The sequence below is a fragment of the Pseudomonas sp. PDM21 genome (assembly GCF_014852505.2).
Classification (GTDB): Bacteria; Pseudomonadota; Gammaproteobacteria; order Pseudomonadales; family Pseudomonadaceae; genus Pseudomonas.
Genome location: NZ_CM181223.1, coordinates 6,637,089 through 6,653,685, shown reverse-complemented (window position 1 = coordinate 6,653,685; position 16,597 = coordinate 6,637,089). Strand labels below are relative to the sequence as shown.

Here is a 16,597-nt window from a genome sequence, read left to right as displayed (position 1 = left end):
TAGCTGGCATCTGCCGGCACTTGGGAGATTCCCACATGGACGTACGCCACCCGTTGTACCAGGCCATTGCCAGCGTGCTTGCCGGCATCCTGATCCTCAACCCCATCGTCGCGGCAGCGGCCGAGCTGGCGGTGGACGCGGCAGCCGGTGGCAATACGCACCTGGGCGCGGCGGGCAATGGCGTGCCCGTGGTGAACATCGCCACGCCCAACGGCGCGGGCCTCTCCCACAACAAGTTTAGCGACTACAACGTCGGGCAGAACGGCCTGATCCTCAACAACGCCACCGGCAAGACCCAGTCCACCCAGCTGGGCGGGATCATCGTCGGCAACCCGAACCTCAAGGGCGGCGCGGCCAACAAGATCCTCAACGAAGTCACCGGGGCCAACCCCTCGCAACTGCGCGGTTATACCGAAGTGGCCGGCCAGGCCGCCCACGTCATCGTCGCCAACCCCCATGGCATCACCTGCAACGGTTGCGGTTTCATCAATACCCCGCGCGCCACCCTGACCACCGGCAAGCCGCTGATGGATGGCGAGCGCCTGCGTGGCTACGACGTCGACGGCGGCGAGATCAGCGTCGAAGGCGCCGGCCTGAATGCCAGCAACCTCGACCAGTTCGAGCTGATCACCCGCAGCGCCAAGCTCAACGCCGACCTCTACGCACAGCAACTCGCCGTGGTGACCGGCCGCAACCAGGTGGACGCCGAGACTCTCGCCGCCACCGCCAAGGCCGACGACGGCAGCGCCAAGCCGCAACTGGCCATCGACAGCTCCGCGCTGGGCGGCATGTACGCCGGCGCCATCCGCCTGGTAGGTACCGAGCAGGGCGTGGGCGTAAAACTCGCTGGCAACATGGCCGCCAGCGGCGGCGACATTCAGATCGACGCCAACGGCCAGCTGACCCTGGCCCGCACCAGCGCCGCCGGCAACCTGCGCGCCAAGGCCAGCGACATTGCCGTCACCGGCCCGGCCTATGCCGGCGGCGTCGCCGAGCTGAACGCCAGCGGCCAGTTGAGCAACAGCCAGAGCCTCGCGGCTGGCCAGCGTGTCGCGCTCACCGCCGCACAGGTCAGCAACAGCGGCGTCGTCGAAGCCGGCGTCAACCCGGACAACAGCCGCAACGCCCAGGGCGACGTGGCGATCACCGCGCAGACCCTGCGCAACAGCGGCAGCGTGGTCGCCAGCCGCAACCTGGACGCCAACGCCAGCGGCACCCTGGACAACCAGGGCGGCGCGCTCAAGGGCGCCACCACCCGCGTCAGCGCTGCCAGCCTGGACAACCGCCAGGGCCGCCTGCTCGCCAGCGATCAACTGACGCTGAACGCCGCGCGCCTGGACAACCGCAACGGCCAGGCCGTCGCCAACCGCCTGCAAGTCAGCGGCGGCGCGCTGGACAACCGCCTCGGCCTGTTCTCCGCCGAGCAGTCGCTGGACTTCACCCTCGACAGCCTCGACAACAGCGGCAAGGGCACTCTGGTCAGCAACGGCACCCTGCAGGCCCGCGTCCAGCACAAGCTCGACAACCAGGCCGATGGCCTGCTCTCGGCCAAGGGCGCGCTCGGCGTGCAGGCCGGCAACCTCGACAACCGTGGCGGGCTGGTGGTCGGCGATGCCGGCGTGACCCTTTCCGTGGCCAGCCTGAACAACAGCGCGCTGGGCGTGATCAGCAGCCTGGGCGACCTGAAGCTCGACGTCGGCCAGCTGGACAACAGCCAGGGCGGCGCCCTCGACAGCGGCGCGGCACTGCGCCTGACGGCCAGCCAGGTGAACAACGCCCAGGGCAGCGTGAGTGCCAAGGGCGACCTGCAGGCCAAGGCCGACAGCTTCAGCCAGCAGGGCGGCGAACTGCTCGCCCAGGGCGCGCTGAACCTCGACGCCGGGCAGCTCGACAACCGCAACGGCGGCCTCATCGCCGCCAACAACGGCGTCAGCGTCAAAGGCACCGACCTGCTCAACCAGGGCGGCGAAATCTCCAGCCGCGCCAAGGTCGCTGTGCAGGCTGCCAGCCTGGACAACGGCGCCGGCAAGGTCATCGGCGACGCCGGCCTCGACCTGCAGGTGCAGCGCATCGCCAACCGCGCCGGCACCCTGGCCGGCCGCGACGGCCTGAGCATCACCGGGCAGAGCCTGGACAACAGCCAGGGCGGCCGGGTGAACAGCCAGAACAGCCTCTGGCTGCAACTGGCCGGCGCGCTCGACAACAGTGGTAATGGCGCCCTGCTCAGCCAGGGCAGCCTGACCCTCAACGCCGGCAGCCTGGACAACCGTGGGGGCGCGGTCTCCAGTGCCGGCCTGCTGTTCTCCCATCTCGCCGGTGCGCTCGACAACCGCGGCGGCAAGCTGCTCAGCGACGGCAGCATCGACCTCGCCGGCGCCGACTTGAACAACGCCGGCGGCATCCTCAGCGCCGCCGGCGATATCCGCCTGCAAGGCGCAAAGCTCGACAACAGCCAGCAGGGCCGCATCGTCACCGACGCCGCCATCCACCTCGCCACCGCCCAGCTGGACAACAGCCAGGGCGGCAGCCTCTCCGCGCGCGGCGTCATCGACGGCCGCATCGCTGGCCTCGACCAGCACGGCGGCGGCCAGCTGATCGGCCAGGGCGGCGTCGACCTCGACCTCCAGGGCGGCGCCCTGAACAACGCCGGCGGCCTGCTCGGCAGCCCCGGCCAGTTGGCGCTGCGCAACGTCGCCAGCCTCGACAACCGGGGCGGCGAAATCTCCAGCGACCGCGGCTTTGCCCTCACCACCGGGGCCTTGCTCAACCAGGGCGGCAAGATTCTCTCCGGCGACCGCCTGACCCTCACCAGCGGCGCACTGAACAACAGCAACGCCGGGGTGCTCTCCGGCAGCAACGGCCTCAGCGTCAACGCCGCCAGCCTCGACAACAGCCAGGGCGGCACCCTCGCCAGCCGCAGTGACATGCTCGTTCGCAGCCAGGGCGCGCTGGACAACCACGGCGAGGGCGCACTGGTCGCCAGCGGCAAGCTCGATGTTGGCAGCGCCAGCCTGAACAACCAGGGTGGCCTGCTGTCCGCCACCGGCGACCTGCTGCTGGCCACCGGCACCACCGACAACCGCGACGGCCGCCTGCTCGCCCAGGGCCGTCTCGACGCCAACACCGCCGACCTCGACAACCGCGATGGCGTAATCAGCGGTGCGCAGGGCCTCGACCTCGGCGCCGGCAACGTCCTCAACGGCGCCAGCGCCACCGGCAAACCCGGTGGCCTGATCACCAGCCAGGGCGCGCTGACCCTGCGCGGCGGCAAGCTCGAATCCACCGGCGGCGGGGAAATCTCCGCCAAGGGCGACCTGCACCTGATCGTCGCCCAGCTCATCCAGCGCCAGGCCGCGCTGATCGGCGAAGGCAAGGTCACCCTCGACCTGGGCAACGGCGCCCTGCGCGGCGACTTCGACAACCGTGGCGGCCTGCTCAGCGCCACCGGCGCCCTGCAGATCAACGGCCTGCGCAACCTCGACAACCGTGGCGGGGAAATCTCCGCCAGCCAGGGCTTCGCGCTCACGGCCAGCGGCCAGCTCGACAACGGCGACAGCGGCCGGATCATCAGCGCCGGCCAGCTCGAACTGAACGCCGGCGCCCTGCGCAACGTAAGCCAGGGCCTGCTCTCCGGCTGGCAAGGCCTGGTGGTCAACGCCGCCAGCCTGGACAACAGCAGCAGCGGCACGCTCTCCAGCCGCGATGGCGCGCTGACCCTGACGGTCAGCGGCGCGCTCGACAACCACGGCGCCGGCGCGCTGGTCAGCAAGGGCAACCTCGGCCTTGGCGCCGGCAGCCTGAACAACGCCGGCGGCATCGTCTCCACCCAGGGCGGGCTCGGCCTGACCGTGGGCGGCGATGTGGACAACAGCAACGGCGGCCTGCTCAGCGCCCAGGGCAGCCTGACCGGTAGTGCCAAGGCTGTGGATAACCGCGCCGGGCAGATCAGCGCCGCCCGTGTCGACTACGACGCCAGCAGCCTGAACAACAGCGGTGGCAGCCTGGTCAGCCAGGGCGCGCTGCGCCTGGGCCTGCTCGGCGCCCTGCTGAACAACGGCGCCGGCTCGAAAATCGCCAGCGGCGGCCCGCTCAACCTGAGCGTCGGCAGCCTGGAAAACCGTGGCGGCCAGCTCGCCAGCCAGGGGCTGCTCAAGGTCCTCGCCGGGCGCTTCGACAACAGCGTCAGTGGCACCGTGGCCGCGCAGGACGACCTGACCCTGCAACTCACCGCCGAACTGCTCAACGGCCAGGACGGCCTGGTCTTCAGCAAGGCCGGCCAGCTCAACGTCAGCGCCGCCAGCATCGCCAACGGCGGCGGCACCCTGCAGGGCCAGGGTGATACCACCCTCAGGGCCACCGGCGCCCTCGGCAACCAGAACGGCCGCATCATCAGCCAGACCGGCCAGCTCGACCTGGGCAGCGCCAGCCTCGACAACAGCGGCGGCGGCGTCATCAACGCCGCCAACGGCAACCTCAAGCTTGTCACCGGCCAGTTCAGCAACAACGCCGGCACCACCCAGGCGAAGGGTCTCGATATCACCGCCACGGGCGGCATCGACAACCGCGCCGGCCACCTCTCGGCGGTCAGCGGCGACAACCGCATCAGCACCACCGACCTGAACAACCAGGGTGGCGGCCTCTACGCCGGCAGCCTGCTCTACCTGCGCGGCAACCAGCTGCTCAACGACGGCGCAGCACTTGGCCAAGGCGGCAAGATCGGCGCCGGCCACATCGACGCCAGCCTGAACGGCGCACTGAACAACCAGTTCGGCCTGATCGAAAGCAGCGGCAACCTGACCCTCGGCGCGGCCAGCATCAACAACGTGGTCGGCGCCATTCGCGCACTCGGCCAGACGCCCGTCAGCCTGCTGCGCGCAGCCAGCCCCAGCCAGATGAAGATCGTCAGCGGCGGCCTGCTCAACAACAACCTCGGCCGCATCGAAGGCGCCACCCAGGACCTGATCCTGCAGACCGGCGCCCTGCAGAACGGCGGCGGCAACGTGCTGCACGTCGGCACCGGCACCTTTGGCGTCGACCTCGCCCAGGCCGGCCAGGCCGGTGGCAACTTCACCTCCAACGGCAGCCTCACCTACCAGGCCGCCAGCTGGACCAACAACGCCATCATCCAGGCGCGCAACCTGGACCTGGACATCGGCCAGCTCGACCAGGGGCAGTACGGCCAGCTGCTGGCCGCGCAGAGCCTCATCGGCCGCGGCGGCAACTGGGCCAACGTCGGCCTGATCGCCAGCGATGGCAGCCTCGACATCCAGCTGGGCGGCACCTACAGCGGTGCGGGGCGCACCACCAGCGTCGGCAGCTTCAACCTCGGCGCCGACGTGATCGACCTGACCGGCAGCCTTGCCGGCGGCCAGGGCGTCACCCTGAACGCCAACACCCTGAACAACCGTGGCCGCATCACCACCGGCGGCAACCTCACCGCCAGCGCCGGCACCCTCAACAACTACGGCACCCTCGGCGGCGCCGGCGACGTGCGCCTCAGCGCCTGGAACCTGCGCAACGACGGCGAGCCAAACGGCGCGCTGATCTTCAGCGGCGGCAATATGCAGCTGCGCGCGCAGAACTTCACCAACCGCTACGCCAACGTCTACAGCCTCGGCGGCCTCGATTTCGCCGCCGACGACAACGGCGGCCGCGCCGCCAGCCTGGACAACCTCTCCGCCACCCTCGAAAGCCAGGGCGACATGCGCCTGAACGTCGGCGCGCTGAACAACCAGCGTGTGGTGCTGGTGGTCAACAACGCCGGCAAGTACACCGCGCAGATCATCGAAGTCAGCTGCTACAAGTACTTCAACGACGGCAACGCCGACTGCAGCGGCGGCAAGGAAAACCAGGTCTGGGAAGTCACCGAGCGCGACAAGCTCGAAGTGCTCCAGGCCAGCGCCGCGTCCTCCATCAGCGCCGGCGGCAACTTGAACCTGCTGGGCGACTCGATCAACAACGCCAGCAGCGTCATCAGCGCCGGGCAGAACCTCTACGCCAATGTCGCCAGCCTGAGCAACGAAGGTGTCGTCACCGGCGAGACCGAAACGCTGCGCGTGCTGCGCTCCGAACGTACCCGCGACCACGCCAGCCGCAGCAACGAAGCCAAGGCCTTCACCGACCAGTACTGGGTCGACAGCCCCAACTACGTCAACGACCCGGCCGCCATGGCTACCGCCTTGAGCCACTTCATCGCCCGTACCGAAAAGGAATACCCGCAGTACGGCTCGACCACCCAGCTCAACAGCGGCGACCAGAGCTACGCCGGCATCATCCAGGCCGCCGGCAACGTCAGCATCACCGCCAGCAGCGAGATCAACAACAGCGTCATCCGCAACAACTACACCTTCGTCAATCCGGGTCAGAAGACCGGCGACACCGCCATCGGCGCCAGCCCGGTCGCCACCGTGGTGCCGATCAACTCGCAACTGCCGCCCGACCTCGCCCAGCAACAGGTCAACCCCATCACCCTGCCGGGCTTCAGCCTGCCCACCGGCAGCAACGGCCTGTTCCGCCTGAGCGGCGAGCAGGGCAGCGGCGGCGCGGCCGGTAGCGTGCAGGGCGGCGGTGACCTCACCTTCAACGGCCAGAGCCTCGGCACCGGCCAGCGCGAACAGGCGCTGGGCGGCGCTGTCGGCAAGGCCGACAACGTCGCCCTGGGTGGCGGCGCGTCCACCGCCAATGCCACCTCCGGCAACGGCTTCGACATCCCCCGCGTGCAGGGCCTGCCCAGCAGCGCAACCCCGAGCAACAGCCACAAATACCTGATCGAGACCAACCCCGAACTGACCAGCCTGAAGAGCTTCCTCAGCTCCGACTACCTGCTCGGCCAGCTCGGCTACGACCCGGACAAATCCCAGAAGCGCCTCGGCGACGGCCTCTACGAACAGCGCCTGATCCAGCAGGCGGTGGCCGCGCGCACCGGCCAGCGCTTCATCGACGGCATGGCCAGCGACGAAGCCCTGTTCCGCTACCTGATGGACAACGCCATCGCCTACAAGGACAGCCTGCAGCTCTCCGTCGGCGTCGGCCTCTCCGCCGAACAGGTCGCGGCCCTGACCCACGACATCGTCTGGCTCGAAGAAGCCGAAGTGAACGGCGAGAAGGTCCTCGTCCCGGTGCTCTACCTCGCCCAGGCGGAAAACCGCCTCGGCCCCACCGGCGCGCTGATCCAGGGCCAGGACGTCAGCCTCATCAGCGGCGGCGAACTCAACAACGCCGGCACCCTGCGCGCCAGCAACAACCTCAGCGCCAGTGCCAGCAACCTGAGCAACAGCGGGCTGATCCAGGCCGGCAACCGCCTCGACCTACTCGCCGACGACAGCATCCGCAACGCCGCCGGCGGCATCATCGCCGGGCGCGACGTCAGCCTCACCGCACTGACCGGCGATGTGATCAACGAACGCAGCGTCACCCGCATCGACAGCGCGCAGAGCGCCAACCGCACCTGGACCACCAGCTTCGCCGACAGCGCCGCCCGCATCGAGGCCGCCAACAGCCTCGACATCAGTGCCGGCCGTGACGTCAGCAACCTCGGTGGCGTGCTGCAGAGCCGTGGCGACCTGTTCATCGGCGCCGACCGCGACGTCAACATCGCCTCGGTGGAAGTCACCAATGGCCAGCTCAACGGCCGCCGCTACTACAGCGAAACCACCACCCAGCTGGGCGCCGAAGCCAGCGCCGGGCGCGACCTCGACATCAGCGCCGGGCGCGACCTCAACGCCGTCGCCAGCCGCCTCGACGCCGCTCGCGACGCCGCCCTGAGCGCCGGCCGCGACGTCACCCTCGCCTCGGCGGCGGATGAGAGCCACAGCTATAGCAACACGCGCAAGATCAGTAGCCAGAAGGACCACGTCGAACAGCAGGGCACCGAGCTGACCGCTGGCGGCGACGTCAGCATTGCCGCCGGGCAGGACCTGGCGCTCAAGGCCAGCAGCGTCAGTGCCTCCGGCGAGGCCTACCTCTACGCCGGGCGCGATGTCAGCCTGGTCTCCGAGCAGGACAGCGACTACAGCTACTACCGCAAGACCAAGACCAGCAGCTCCGGGCTCTCCAGCACCACCAAGACCCGCGTCGACAGCAGCAGTAGCACCACCCAGGCCGGCTCCCTGGTCAGTGCCGACAAGATCGCCATCCGCGCCGGCCAGGACATCGCCGTGCAAGGTAGCGACGTCGCCTCCACCAACGGCACCAGCCTGCTGGCCGGGCGCAACGTGCTCATCGATGGCGCTACCGAAAGCTTCGAGACCAGCCACGCCGAGTCCAAGAAGAAATCCGGCCTCATGAGCAGCGGCGGGATCGGTTTGACCCTCGGTTCCAGCAGCCTGAAAACCACCCAGGACGATCACACCGAACAGACCCGTGGCAGCACCATCGGCAGCGTGCTCGGCAATGTCGACATCCAGGCCGGCAAGGACCTCACCATCCGTGGCTCCGACCTCGTCGCCGGCAAGGACATCAACCTCATCGGGCAGAACGTCAGCATCCTCGAGGCGCAGAACCGCAACCGCAGCGAGGAAACCCGCGAGCAGAAGAAAAGCGGCCTGACCCTGGCCCTGTCCGGCAGTGTCGGCAGCGCGGTCAATACCGCCTACCAGTCGTCCAAGGAAGCACGCCATGAAGACGACAGCCGTCTCGCCGCGCTCAAGGGCATCCAGGCTGGCCTGACTGGCTACCAGGCCTGGCAGGCCTCCCAGCAGGGCGGCGGCATGAGCGGTGACACAACCGGGCAATTTGTCGGCATCGCACTCTCTCTGGGAACACAGCAGTCCAAATCGAAAACTACCCAGGAGCAGAGCATCGGCCAGGGCAGCACCCTGACCGCCGGCAACAACCTCAGTATCCTCGCTACTGGCGCGGGCAAGGTCGGTGAAGACGGAGATATCCGCATCCAGGGCAGCCAGCTCAAGGCCGGCCAGGACGTCATGCTGGCCGCCAACCGCGACCTCATTCTCGAAGCCGCCTCCAACACCCAGAAACTCGACGGCAAAAACAGCAGCAGCGGCGGCAATATCGGAGCGAGCATTGGTGTCGGGTCCGGGGGCGCGGGTATCAGCATCTTCGCCAACGGCAACAAGGGCACCGGCTTCGAACACGGCAACGGCACCACCTGGACCGAAACCACCGTCGACGCTGGCCGCCAGGTCACCTTGATCAGTGGCCGCGACACCAGCCTCATCGGCGCCCAGGTCAATGGCGAGCAGATCACTGCCAAGGTCGGCCGTGACCTAACCCTGCGCAGCCTGCAGGACACCGACGAGTACAAGTCCGAGCAGAAGAACGTCAGCGGCGGCGCCAGCTTCACGCTCGGCACCATGACCGGCAGTGCTTACGTCTCGGTCGACAAGAGCAAGATGCACTCCAACTACGACAGTGTGCAGGAGCAGACCGGGCTCTATGCCGGCAAGGGCGGCTACGACATCGAAGTGGGCAAGCACACCCAACTCGACGGCGCCGTCATCTCCAGCACCGCCAACGCCGACAAGAACCGCCTGAGCACCGACACCCTCGGCTGGCGCGACATCCGCAATGAGGCCGACTACAAGACCCAGCAACAGGGCATCAGCGCGAGCACTGGCGGCAACGAAGGCAGCGCCTTCTTCGGCAACATGCCCAACGGCATGGTCACCGCCTACACCCATAGCGATAGCGACAGCGGCACCACTCGCTCGGCCATCTCCGCCGGCACCGTCGATATCCGCAATGGCGAAGCCCAGCAGCAGGACGTCGCCAGCCTGAGCCGCGACGTCGAGCACGCCAACGGCAGCATCAGCCCCATCTTCGACAAGGAGAAGGAACAGCGCCGCCTGCAGGAAGTACAGCTGATCGCGCAGATCGGCAGCCAGTCGATGGACATCATCCGCACCAATGGGGAGATCAAGGCGACCAAGGCAGGGCAGGAAGAACTGGACGAGAAGGGCACACCGCGTCCGGGCGCTAATGCAACTGCCAAAGAGATCCAGGACTACAACGATGCCTTGGCCAATACCAAGGCCTACCAGGATGTGATGCGTGAGTACGGCACGGGCAGCAACTACCAGAAGGCCGCCCAGGCCGTCACGGCAGCACTGCAATACCTGGCCGGTGGTGATATCGGCGGGGCCGTGGCGGGAGCCTCAGCGCCCTATGTGGCAACGCTGATCAAGCAGCAAACCGGCAACAACGACACTGCCCGCATCATGGCCCAGGCGGTGCTTGGCGCCATTGTGGCGAACGCCCAAGGCAACTCCGGCGTGGCCGGTGCAGCGGGTGCTGCGACGGGTGAGCTGATTGCAACCACGGTATACCCCAACAAGAAACCCGAAGACCTGACGGAGAGTGAACGGCAGATCGTCTCGGCCCTCTCCACCCTCGCAGCGGGGATGGCGGGTGGACTGGCGACAGGGGATAGCGCTGGGGTTGTGGCGGCGGCCGGGGCGGGTAAGACGGCGGTTGAGAATAACTACCTTTATCTCGGTGAAATGAAGGAGCGTGAGCGCCGCTTAGCTGCTGCTGAGACAGAAGAAGAGCGTAAGCAGATTCGAGATGAATATCGCGATCTTTCTCGGGAGCGAGATCAGGAAATTTCTTCCCTATGCACTAGCGATCCGACTCGTTGTGCAGCGATCAAGCAACAACTGGCTGACGAATCACAAGCTGCGTGGGACTACAACCGGGAAGTCAGGAAGGAAAAAGCGGCCAACGCTCTCTTAATGTGGGGAGATATCCAAGGTAATGAAGAAGCTCGCTTTGCGCTTGGCCGAGAACTCATAATTCAAGGCGGAGACAGTACTGACGCATTTCTAAATGACTTCTCCGAGGCGATAGCGCAATCTGCTGCTGGTGCCGGTGGCCGTGGGGGAATGAGCGCGGTCATAGGTGGTTTGGCTGTCAAGCAAGGGATGACAGCTTCCGCTGCAGGGGCAGCGGCAACTGACGCAAGCTCGGTCTTCAGCCAGCAGAGAAGCTTCTGGTCGAAGGAGCCCGTTCAGTTCAATGGCAATAAGGTTTATCAACGAGATGATTTGTTTGATCCGAGTCTTATGAGTAGCTGGCGTGATGGCGGGAAGGTTGTAAGCGGAACAAATATTGAACGTATGGCTAGTGGTCGAGCGCCAATAGGCGTAGACGGAAAGTCAGTAAATTTACACCATACTACACAAACTCAGACTGGACCTATTGCTGAAATGACGCAAACTTTCCATCAACAAAATAGCTCTGTTATTCATATTAATCCTAATACTATCCCTTCCGGGATCGATCGTGCTGCATTCGATAAATGGAAAGCTCAATATTGGGAGCAGAGAGCTGCTGGCTATGGTGGTGTCCAATGAGTAAAATCGGCTTTCGTGAAGTTGAAGAGTTGGTGGATTTGCATCGAGGAATAGTTAGTTTCGGTGATGAAAGTAGCTCGGTGGGTGATGATTGGGTGGAGAAGGCAGAGCGGGTGCTGGGCGCGGTCTTTGCCGATTCGTATAAATGGTTTTTAAAGAGATATGCTGGTGGGGAAGTTGGCGGTGAAGAAATCTATAGCCTTTACGGAATGGATTTCGATACAGTAAATGGTGGGGATATTGTTTTTCAGCACTTGGTGGGGCTGAAAAACAATACAGTGGATAATTCAAGGTTAGTTATAAGTGAGACGGATTTGGGAGAGGTGTTCTTTTTTGATTTGAACTCCTATGAGGGAGGGGAGTATTCGATAAAAGTCAGAATTCCTTCCGGTGAGTTTCTAAACTATGCAGGTAACTTCTATGAGTTTCTCTGCAAGAGGATATTAGCTCATATTTGATGTTTTTATCCTGTTGTCTGTCCCGTCCAAGTGTCCAAACGAAAAGGGGGCAGATTTATTTTTCTAATCTAAAACTGTCTGGCGAGTCGGGATTAGAGTACAGAAAATAAATCTGTCCCCTTTTTCGCTCTCTAACTTGAACATTCAATTCAAAGAGAGTAGGAAGTATATTACGCCTACGTTAATTGACGATAAAGGTGTTGGCCGAAAGGTAGTCAGCCCATGAAGTTCATATTGTGGATGCTTTTTTTCTTGGAGAGCGTCCTATTGGCTGGATGTTCTAGCCCAGGGCGGCTCGTCTATGAGACCGAGACGGATCGCTCTCTGATGTTGTGCGAGGTGGGTAAAAGTAGAGTCACCATGATGCAGCGCTTCTCGTTTGATATTCCACAAATATTTCAACGAGCTCCCTGTGGGGTGACTTCGGGTGGGTTTGATTATGATAAAGAGGCGGATGCTGTTTATATTGGAACAGCAGGGGTTTTTCAAAGCGGGAATTTTGAATCGCATACTGCTCGGTATTCTATGTCATTTGTAAGTAATGCCCGTCGACTTGACACTCTTGTAGGGAGGGAAACTTTTTCTAAATATATTTTGGCTAGAGGGGTTCACTCACCCGAACTTGGTCGTCCTGACAAGATCGAGAGAGTTCTGGTTGGGGATAATGATTGCGATAGATATAGCTATCTCCCACATAAATCGAATGTCGGCGGATGGGTCGAGAAGATCGAATATTGGTGCTGGGAAAAAAAGAGTGGGTTGTCGATTCCCTTTCACGTCGAAGTTTCGCAAAGACAAGAGCAAGGCTCGGACGGAATTGATATGGGAAAGGAATTTATTCAGCCATTCTTCGATAGTTTGGTCGTGAACCATATGAGTAGCGTCGAGATCGAGTCGGTTCAGAGGAATAGGCAGAAGATATGTGAAGATCAGAAAAATCGGTTCGATGAAAATAGAATGTCAGGAGATGATTATCCCGACAGGCGTTTCTTCAGAACTCGCCTACATTACTGCGGGTACGATTTCCCCTTGCCGGATCTGGGCGGAAATTTATAGATAAATATTGTGCTGAGGTTGAATGGATGATTTCTGCAAATAGGTTGTGGTTGCTAGGTGTTGGTTTGGCTCTTCTGGCAGGCTGTATGACGCTGTCTGGTTATTATCAGCTAACGGCCTACACCGAAAATGGTGACGTGGTGATGGGAGACAGGAAGAATATTGCCGAAGGCTCGGGTATATATACTGTCCGAAGTGCGTTGTGCGGAATTCCTTCTGTAGCGGTTGTTGTTATCAGAGATAACAAAACTGGTGAAGAGTTGAAAGGCGAAAGTCCTTATCGGTGCCGCTGAGATGTACACGCTTTTGCACAGTATAGGTATAGATACCCAAGCCGAGGCCGGGTCAACTGGTAACGTTCGAACAGCATCACGATTCGTTCCTAGTGAAAAGGACGCGCATATTGGTCGCGAGGCTGCGAGCTCTTTAACAAAACAATTTCAAGTTTCTATGGAAAGGGGACAGATTTATTTTTCTACTCTAAAACTGTCTGGTGAGTCGGGATTGTAGTACAGAAAGTAAATCTGTCCCTTTTTTCTTCTAACATCGTGCCGGCGAACCCTAACTGGAGTCAGAAATGAGCACTGGATTTAGCTTGAATGAGTGGAACTTTCAAGTGCTGATGCTTGTTCAAGCTTTGGTTGGTGCGATTTCATCAAACTTCAGAATGGTTTCTTTGTCCTGTGATGATGTTGGATGGATCCTGAGTTTTTATCTGGAAAAAGATCTCGAAGATGATGTGGGTGAGATCGAAGATGTCGTTTCCCAATACACGGCATATCAAGATTCTAACTTGAAATGCCGGTATGAAATTATTATTGGTAATCAGAGTTTGCCTGTGCTCGCTGAGTCGGGGAGAGTGGTTTACCGAAGAAGGGAATAGCTAAGCTGGGGCCGAAAAGGGGACAGATTTATTTTTCTACTCTATAACTGCCTGGTGAATCAGGGTTAGAGTACAGAAAATAAATCTGTCCCCTTTTTCCCCTGGCTCAGCGTTGCCTGCATATCCACCAAAATCAGGAGTTGAATAATGCATAGTGAATTTCAGGACTTTCCTAAGCAGAATTTCTTCTTCTATTTGGCTCAGGATATAGATCAGAAGGTTAAAGAAAGTATTCTGGATTTAATTTCAAAACTCGCTTTGTCAAGAGTGTGGAGTATCTCGCCGCCTTCATTTATTAATGAGGTGGATGAAAGCGGTCAAGAGATGGTTGGTGGTTTGCTAGAAGTTTACTCAGCTTTGCCGCCTAATAATCTTCCGCGTGAGGTAGATTCTAGAAATTTAGAGGAAGTTGAACAGCTTGTCCTCTATGTGAAAGAACTATCCAGTCGGGAAAATCTTTCTTTTGAGCTTCAGTTAGGCTCTACTTATGTCGGAAGTGTTGAGGATGGAGTAATAGATAGAACTCTTCTGGATGGTTTGATTAATCCTTGGCGGGATCATCTTAGTAAGCCCTCTTAGCTCATAAAAACCCAGCTCAATAGCTGGGTTTTTTCTTTGCTCTATCACCGTTTTCGTTTTTGCTCATGATCGGCCTGATACAACGACTGCGCATCGGACACCAGCAACAACAGCGCGCGGCTGATCTGGAACACATTCCGGATGGGTGCATTGTCCTGATCGACCCTTGCCAACACTGCGAGCAGGTCGATGACGGCGCCGAGCCGATCTTCCGCCGCGTCATACAAGGCCTCGGCGGGCGCGTGGGTATTCAGGAACAGCATGGAAAGGGGACAGATTTATTTTTCTACTCTAAAGCTAGATGCAGAGTCAGGATTAGAGCGCCGAAAATAAATCTGTCCCCTTTTTCTTTTTTTCCTTTTACCAGAATATCAGGAACTAAACTTTCAACGCGTGGATGGTTCTAGTATACCTCTCGATACAATGCGGACGATTGTCTTGATTAAGGAGTGATTGATCTTGAAAGTTGTCAAAAATTGTTGGAATTTAATTGAAACATACAATTGTCAGTATGGAGCGCATGTTTTTGATGGGGTAGACGCGAAAATATATGTTAACCACTGGCTGGACGTTGATGATTGCTTGAGAGAAGAATTCTCTAGAAGAAATGATAGTGGTTTTGTGGGGCATTGCTTGCTTGTCTTTCGTGGCGTCAAAGATTTTACTTTTGATATTTCCATGCATACAGGGAAGGATGGCCAAGTAGTATGGGGGCAGCCAGTTAGATTTAATTATTCAGGGAACTCAATGAAGGAAATTAACATGTACTCATTTGAAGGCAGTCTTCACGGTTTTCCAAGTGCGGTTAAAGTAAGTGTGAGAGCTGAGGGGTTTGAGCTTCACATTCTAGGCAAAGATGAGCCAGCCAAAGAAGGGTAAAATGTTGTAAAGGATTGTGGCAAAAGAGGCTCGTGGAAAAATAGCTGCTGGGGATATTGTGACTGCTATTACACCGTCCCCTCAACAGATGAAGAATTTTGGGTTATGAATACAAAGAGTAGTCTCGGAATATACTGGTCCATTGCAGATCCATCCAGCGGGAAGGTTTATCAAGATGAGGTCAGTGGGCTGATTTTTTATGGCTACTGGCGGCGAGGGTGCGCGAGTTCAATTGCAGATAACCTTTCAGAATTTAAAGCGGTTTGGGATGGTGGGGTTGATATAAAGCCTAGGGAGTGGGATGGGGAGGATGTGAGTAATATGTCTATTGAAGTTAAGATTAATGTGTGGCCGGATAAGGTTGGTTGGATTTCATGTGTTGAGAAATCGCTTAGATGGTTTGTAGATGGTGGCGCACTTGTTTCTTGGTGTGGAACAGAGATGTCCAGTCCAGAATTAGATGTCTTTATTCCTGAGGAAAGCTCTGGATCAATATACGCGGCCTACAGCAAAAAGGTTGGCCTACTTGTTGGGTCTGGATTGGAGGAGGAGTTTAGAGAGCTTGATGAAAAGCAAATTAAAGAATTTCAATTGGATGTTTATGGTGCGAGATTTCGATGATTTTCTTGTCTCTGTATCTGCTTGGAGAAAGATGACGAATTTATTTTTTCAAAATTGAGGTGAAATTTAAGTGACGGTATCGATAACTGATGATGAATATAAAAGTGTGCTTGAGTGGAGCTATGGACTTTCGATTGATGCTTTATGGCTGAGCGTTTGCAGTATGTTAGAAGGTGCTACGTTTACAGAGCGCAAGGAAGGTTTTTTGGAAGTTCTTTCGCGAGTATTGAGCGAGGGGCGGGCGAGATTGGCGTGCGGTGTTTTTCTGGAGGGAGAAATTTCTGATCAGATAAAATCCTTTGAGCTGGGCGAAAAGGGGACAGATTTATTTTTCTACTCTAAAGCAGCCCTGCGGGTCAGGACTAGAGTAGTGAAAATAAATCTGTCCCCTTTTTCACTTCGCTTATTCCTGGCGCACTTCCTCCGCCAGCTCGGGGTGCGTCCTAAGGATGCCGAACAATTTGACCAGAGCGACCGGAGGCTCGGTTTCGCCGCGTTCGTAACGGCTGAAAGCGTTCGGGCCTCCACCGAACAGCTCTCCCGCTTCACGCTGGGACAGGTGCAGCAGCTCCTTGCGGACCTCGCGGATCAGCGTCTGGTGGCCGGTAGCCTGATTCACCTGTCGGCGATGCTCCGCCATGGCCTGCATGACACGCTCGCTCTGGGTGGGGCCGGTGATGGACTCGCCGCAGGCATCGCACCACTCAGCCTCGACCTGGGCAATGGTGGTGAACTGCCCCTTGTACGTGTAGGGCAAGTCGCGGATGGCGTGGACCAGGTCGGCCTGGCCGCAGACCGGACATAGCATG

At 59.9% G+C, this 16,597-nt stretch carries 10 protein-coding genes; 8 read left to right on the top strand and 2 right to left on the bottom strand.

The window, feature by feature from the left end:
• The first annotated feature begins 35 nt into the window (after positions 1 to 35).
• The 6 genes from IB275_RS30610 (at position 36) to IB275_RS30585 (ending at position 14,288) form a co-directional block, all read left to right on the top strand.
• Entirely contained in the window at positions 36 to 11,312 is an 11,277-nt protein-coding gene (locus IB275_RS30610) for a hemagglutinin repeat-containing protein (RefSeq protein ID WP_192294469.1), read from the top strand.
• Positions 11,309 to 11,770: an SMI1/KNR4 family protein gene (locus tag IB275_RS30605; RefSeq protein ID WP_192294471.1), complete on the top strand. Its 462-nt coding sequence runs from the start codon at positions 11,309 to 11,311 to the stop codon at positions 11,768 to 11,770. The genes IB275_RS30610 and IB275_RS30605 overlap by 4 nt, the downstream gene beginning before the upstream one ends.
• 360 nt (positions 11,771 to 12,130) lie before the next feature.
• The gene (locus tag IB275_RS30600) at positions 12,131 to 12,826 is read left to right on the top strand and encodes a hypothetical protein (protein ID WP_192294473.1); all 696 of its coding nucleotides are present in this window, start codon (positions 12,131 to 12,133) and stop codon (positions 12,824 to 12,826) included.
• A gap of 26 nt (positions 12,827 to 12,852) precedes the next feature.
• On the top strand, positions 12,853 to 13,119 hold the full coding sequence (locus IB275_RS30595) for a hypothetical protein (protein WP_192294475.1): 267 nt from the start codon (positions 12,853 to 12,855) through the stop codon (positions 13,117 to 13,119).
• A gap of 284 nt (positions 13,120 to 13,403) precedes the next feature.
• A complete protein-coding gene (locus IB275_RS30590; RefSeq protein WP_192294477.1) occupies positions 13,404 to 13,709 on the top strand; it encodes a MafI2 family immunity protein in 306 nt (101 codons plus the stop codon).
• Between the two features lie 147 nt (positions 13,710 to 13,856).
• Positions 13,857 to 14,288: a hypothetical protein gene (locus tag IB275_RS30585; RefSeq protein WP_192294479.1), complete on the top strand. Its 432-nt coding sequence runs from the start codon at positions 13,857 to 13,859 to the stop codon at positions 14,286 to 14,288.
• Between the two features lie 44 nt (positions 14,289 to 14,332).
• Here the strand turns inward: IB275_RS30585 and IB275_RS30580 are convergent, their stop codons facing one another.
• The gene (locus IB275_RS30580) at positions 14,333 to 14,551 is read right to left on the bottom strand and encodes a hypothetical protein (RefSeq protein ID WP_192294481.1); all 219 of its coding nucleotides are present in this window, start codon (positions 14,549 to 14,551) and stop codon (positions 14,333 to 14,335) included.
• 196 nt (positions 14,552 to 14,747) lie between these two features.
• On the opposite strand from IB275_RS30580, the gene IB275_RS30575 reads away from it, so the two are divergent.
• The gene (locus IB275_RS30575) at positions 14,748 to 15,167 is read left to right on the top strand and encodes a hypothetical protein (RefSeq protein ID WP_192294483.1); all 420 of its coding nucleotides are present in this window, start codon (positions 14,748 to 14,750) and stop codon (positions 15,165 to 15,167) included.
• A 105-nt stretch (positions 15,168 to 15,272) separates the two neighbouring features.
• Positions 15,273 to 15,788, top strand: coding sequence for a hypothetical protein (locus tag IB275_RS30570; RefSeq protein ID WP_192294485.1), 516 nt, complete (start codon positions 15,273 to 15,275; stop codon positions 15,786 to 15,788).
• Between the two features lie 403 nt (positions 15,789 to 16,191).
• Here the strand turns inward: IB275_RS30570 and IB275_RS30565 are convergent, their stop codons facing one another.
• Positions 16,192 to 16,596, bottom strand: a complete 405-nt coding sequence (locus IB275_RS30565) for a type II TA system antitoxin MqsA family protein (protein ID WP_192294487.1) — start codon at positions 16,594 to 16,596, stop codon at positions 16,192 to 16,194.
• Position 16,597: the final 1 nt, after the last annotated feature.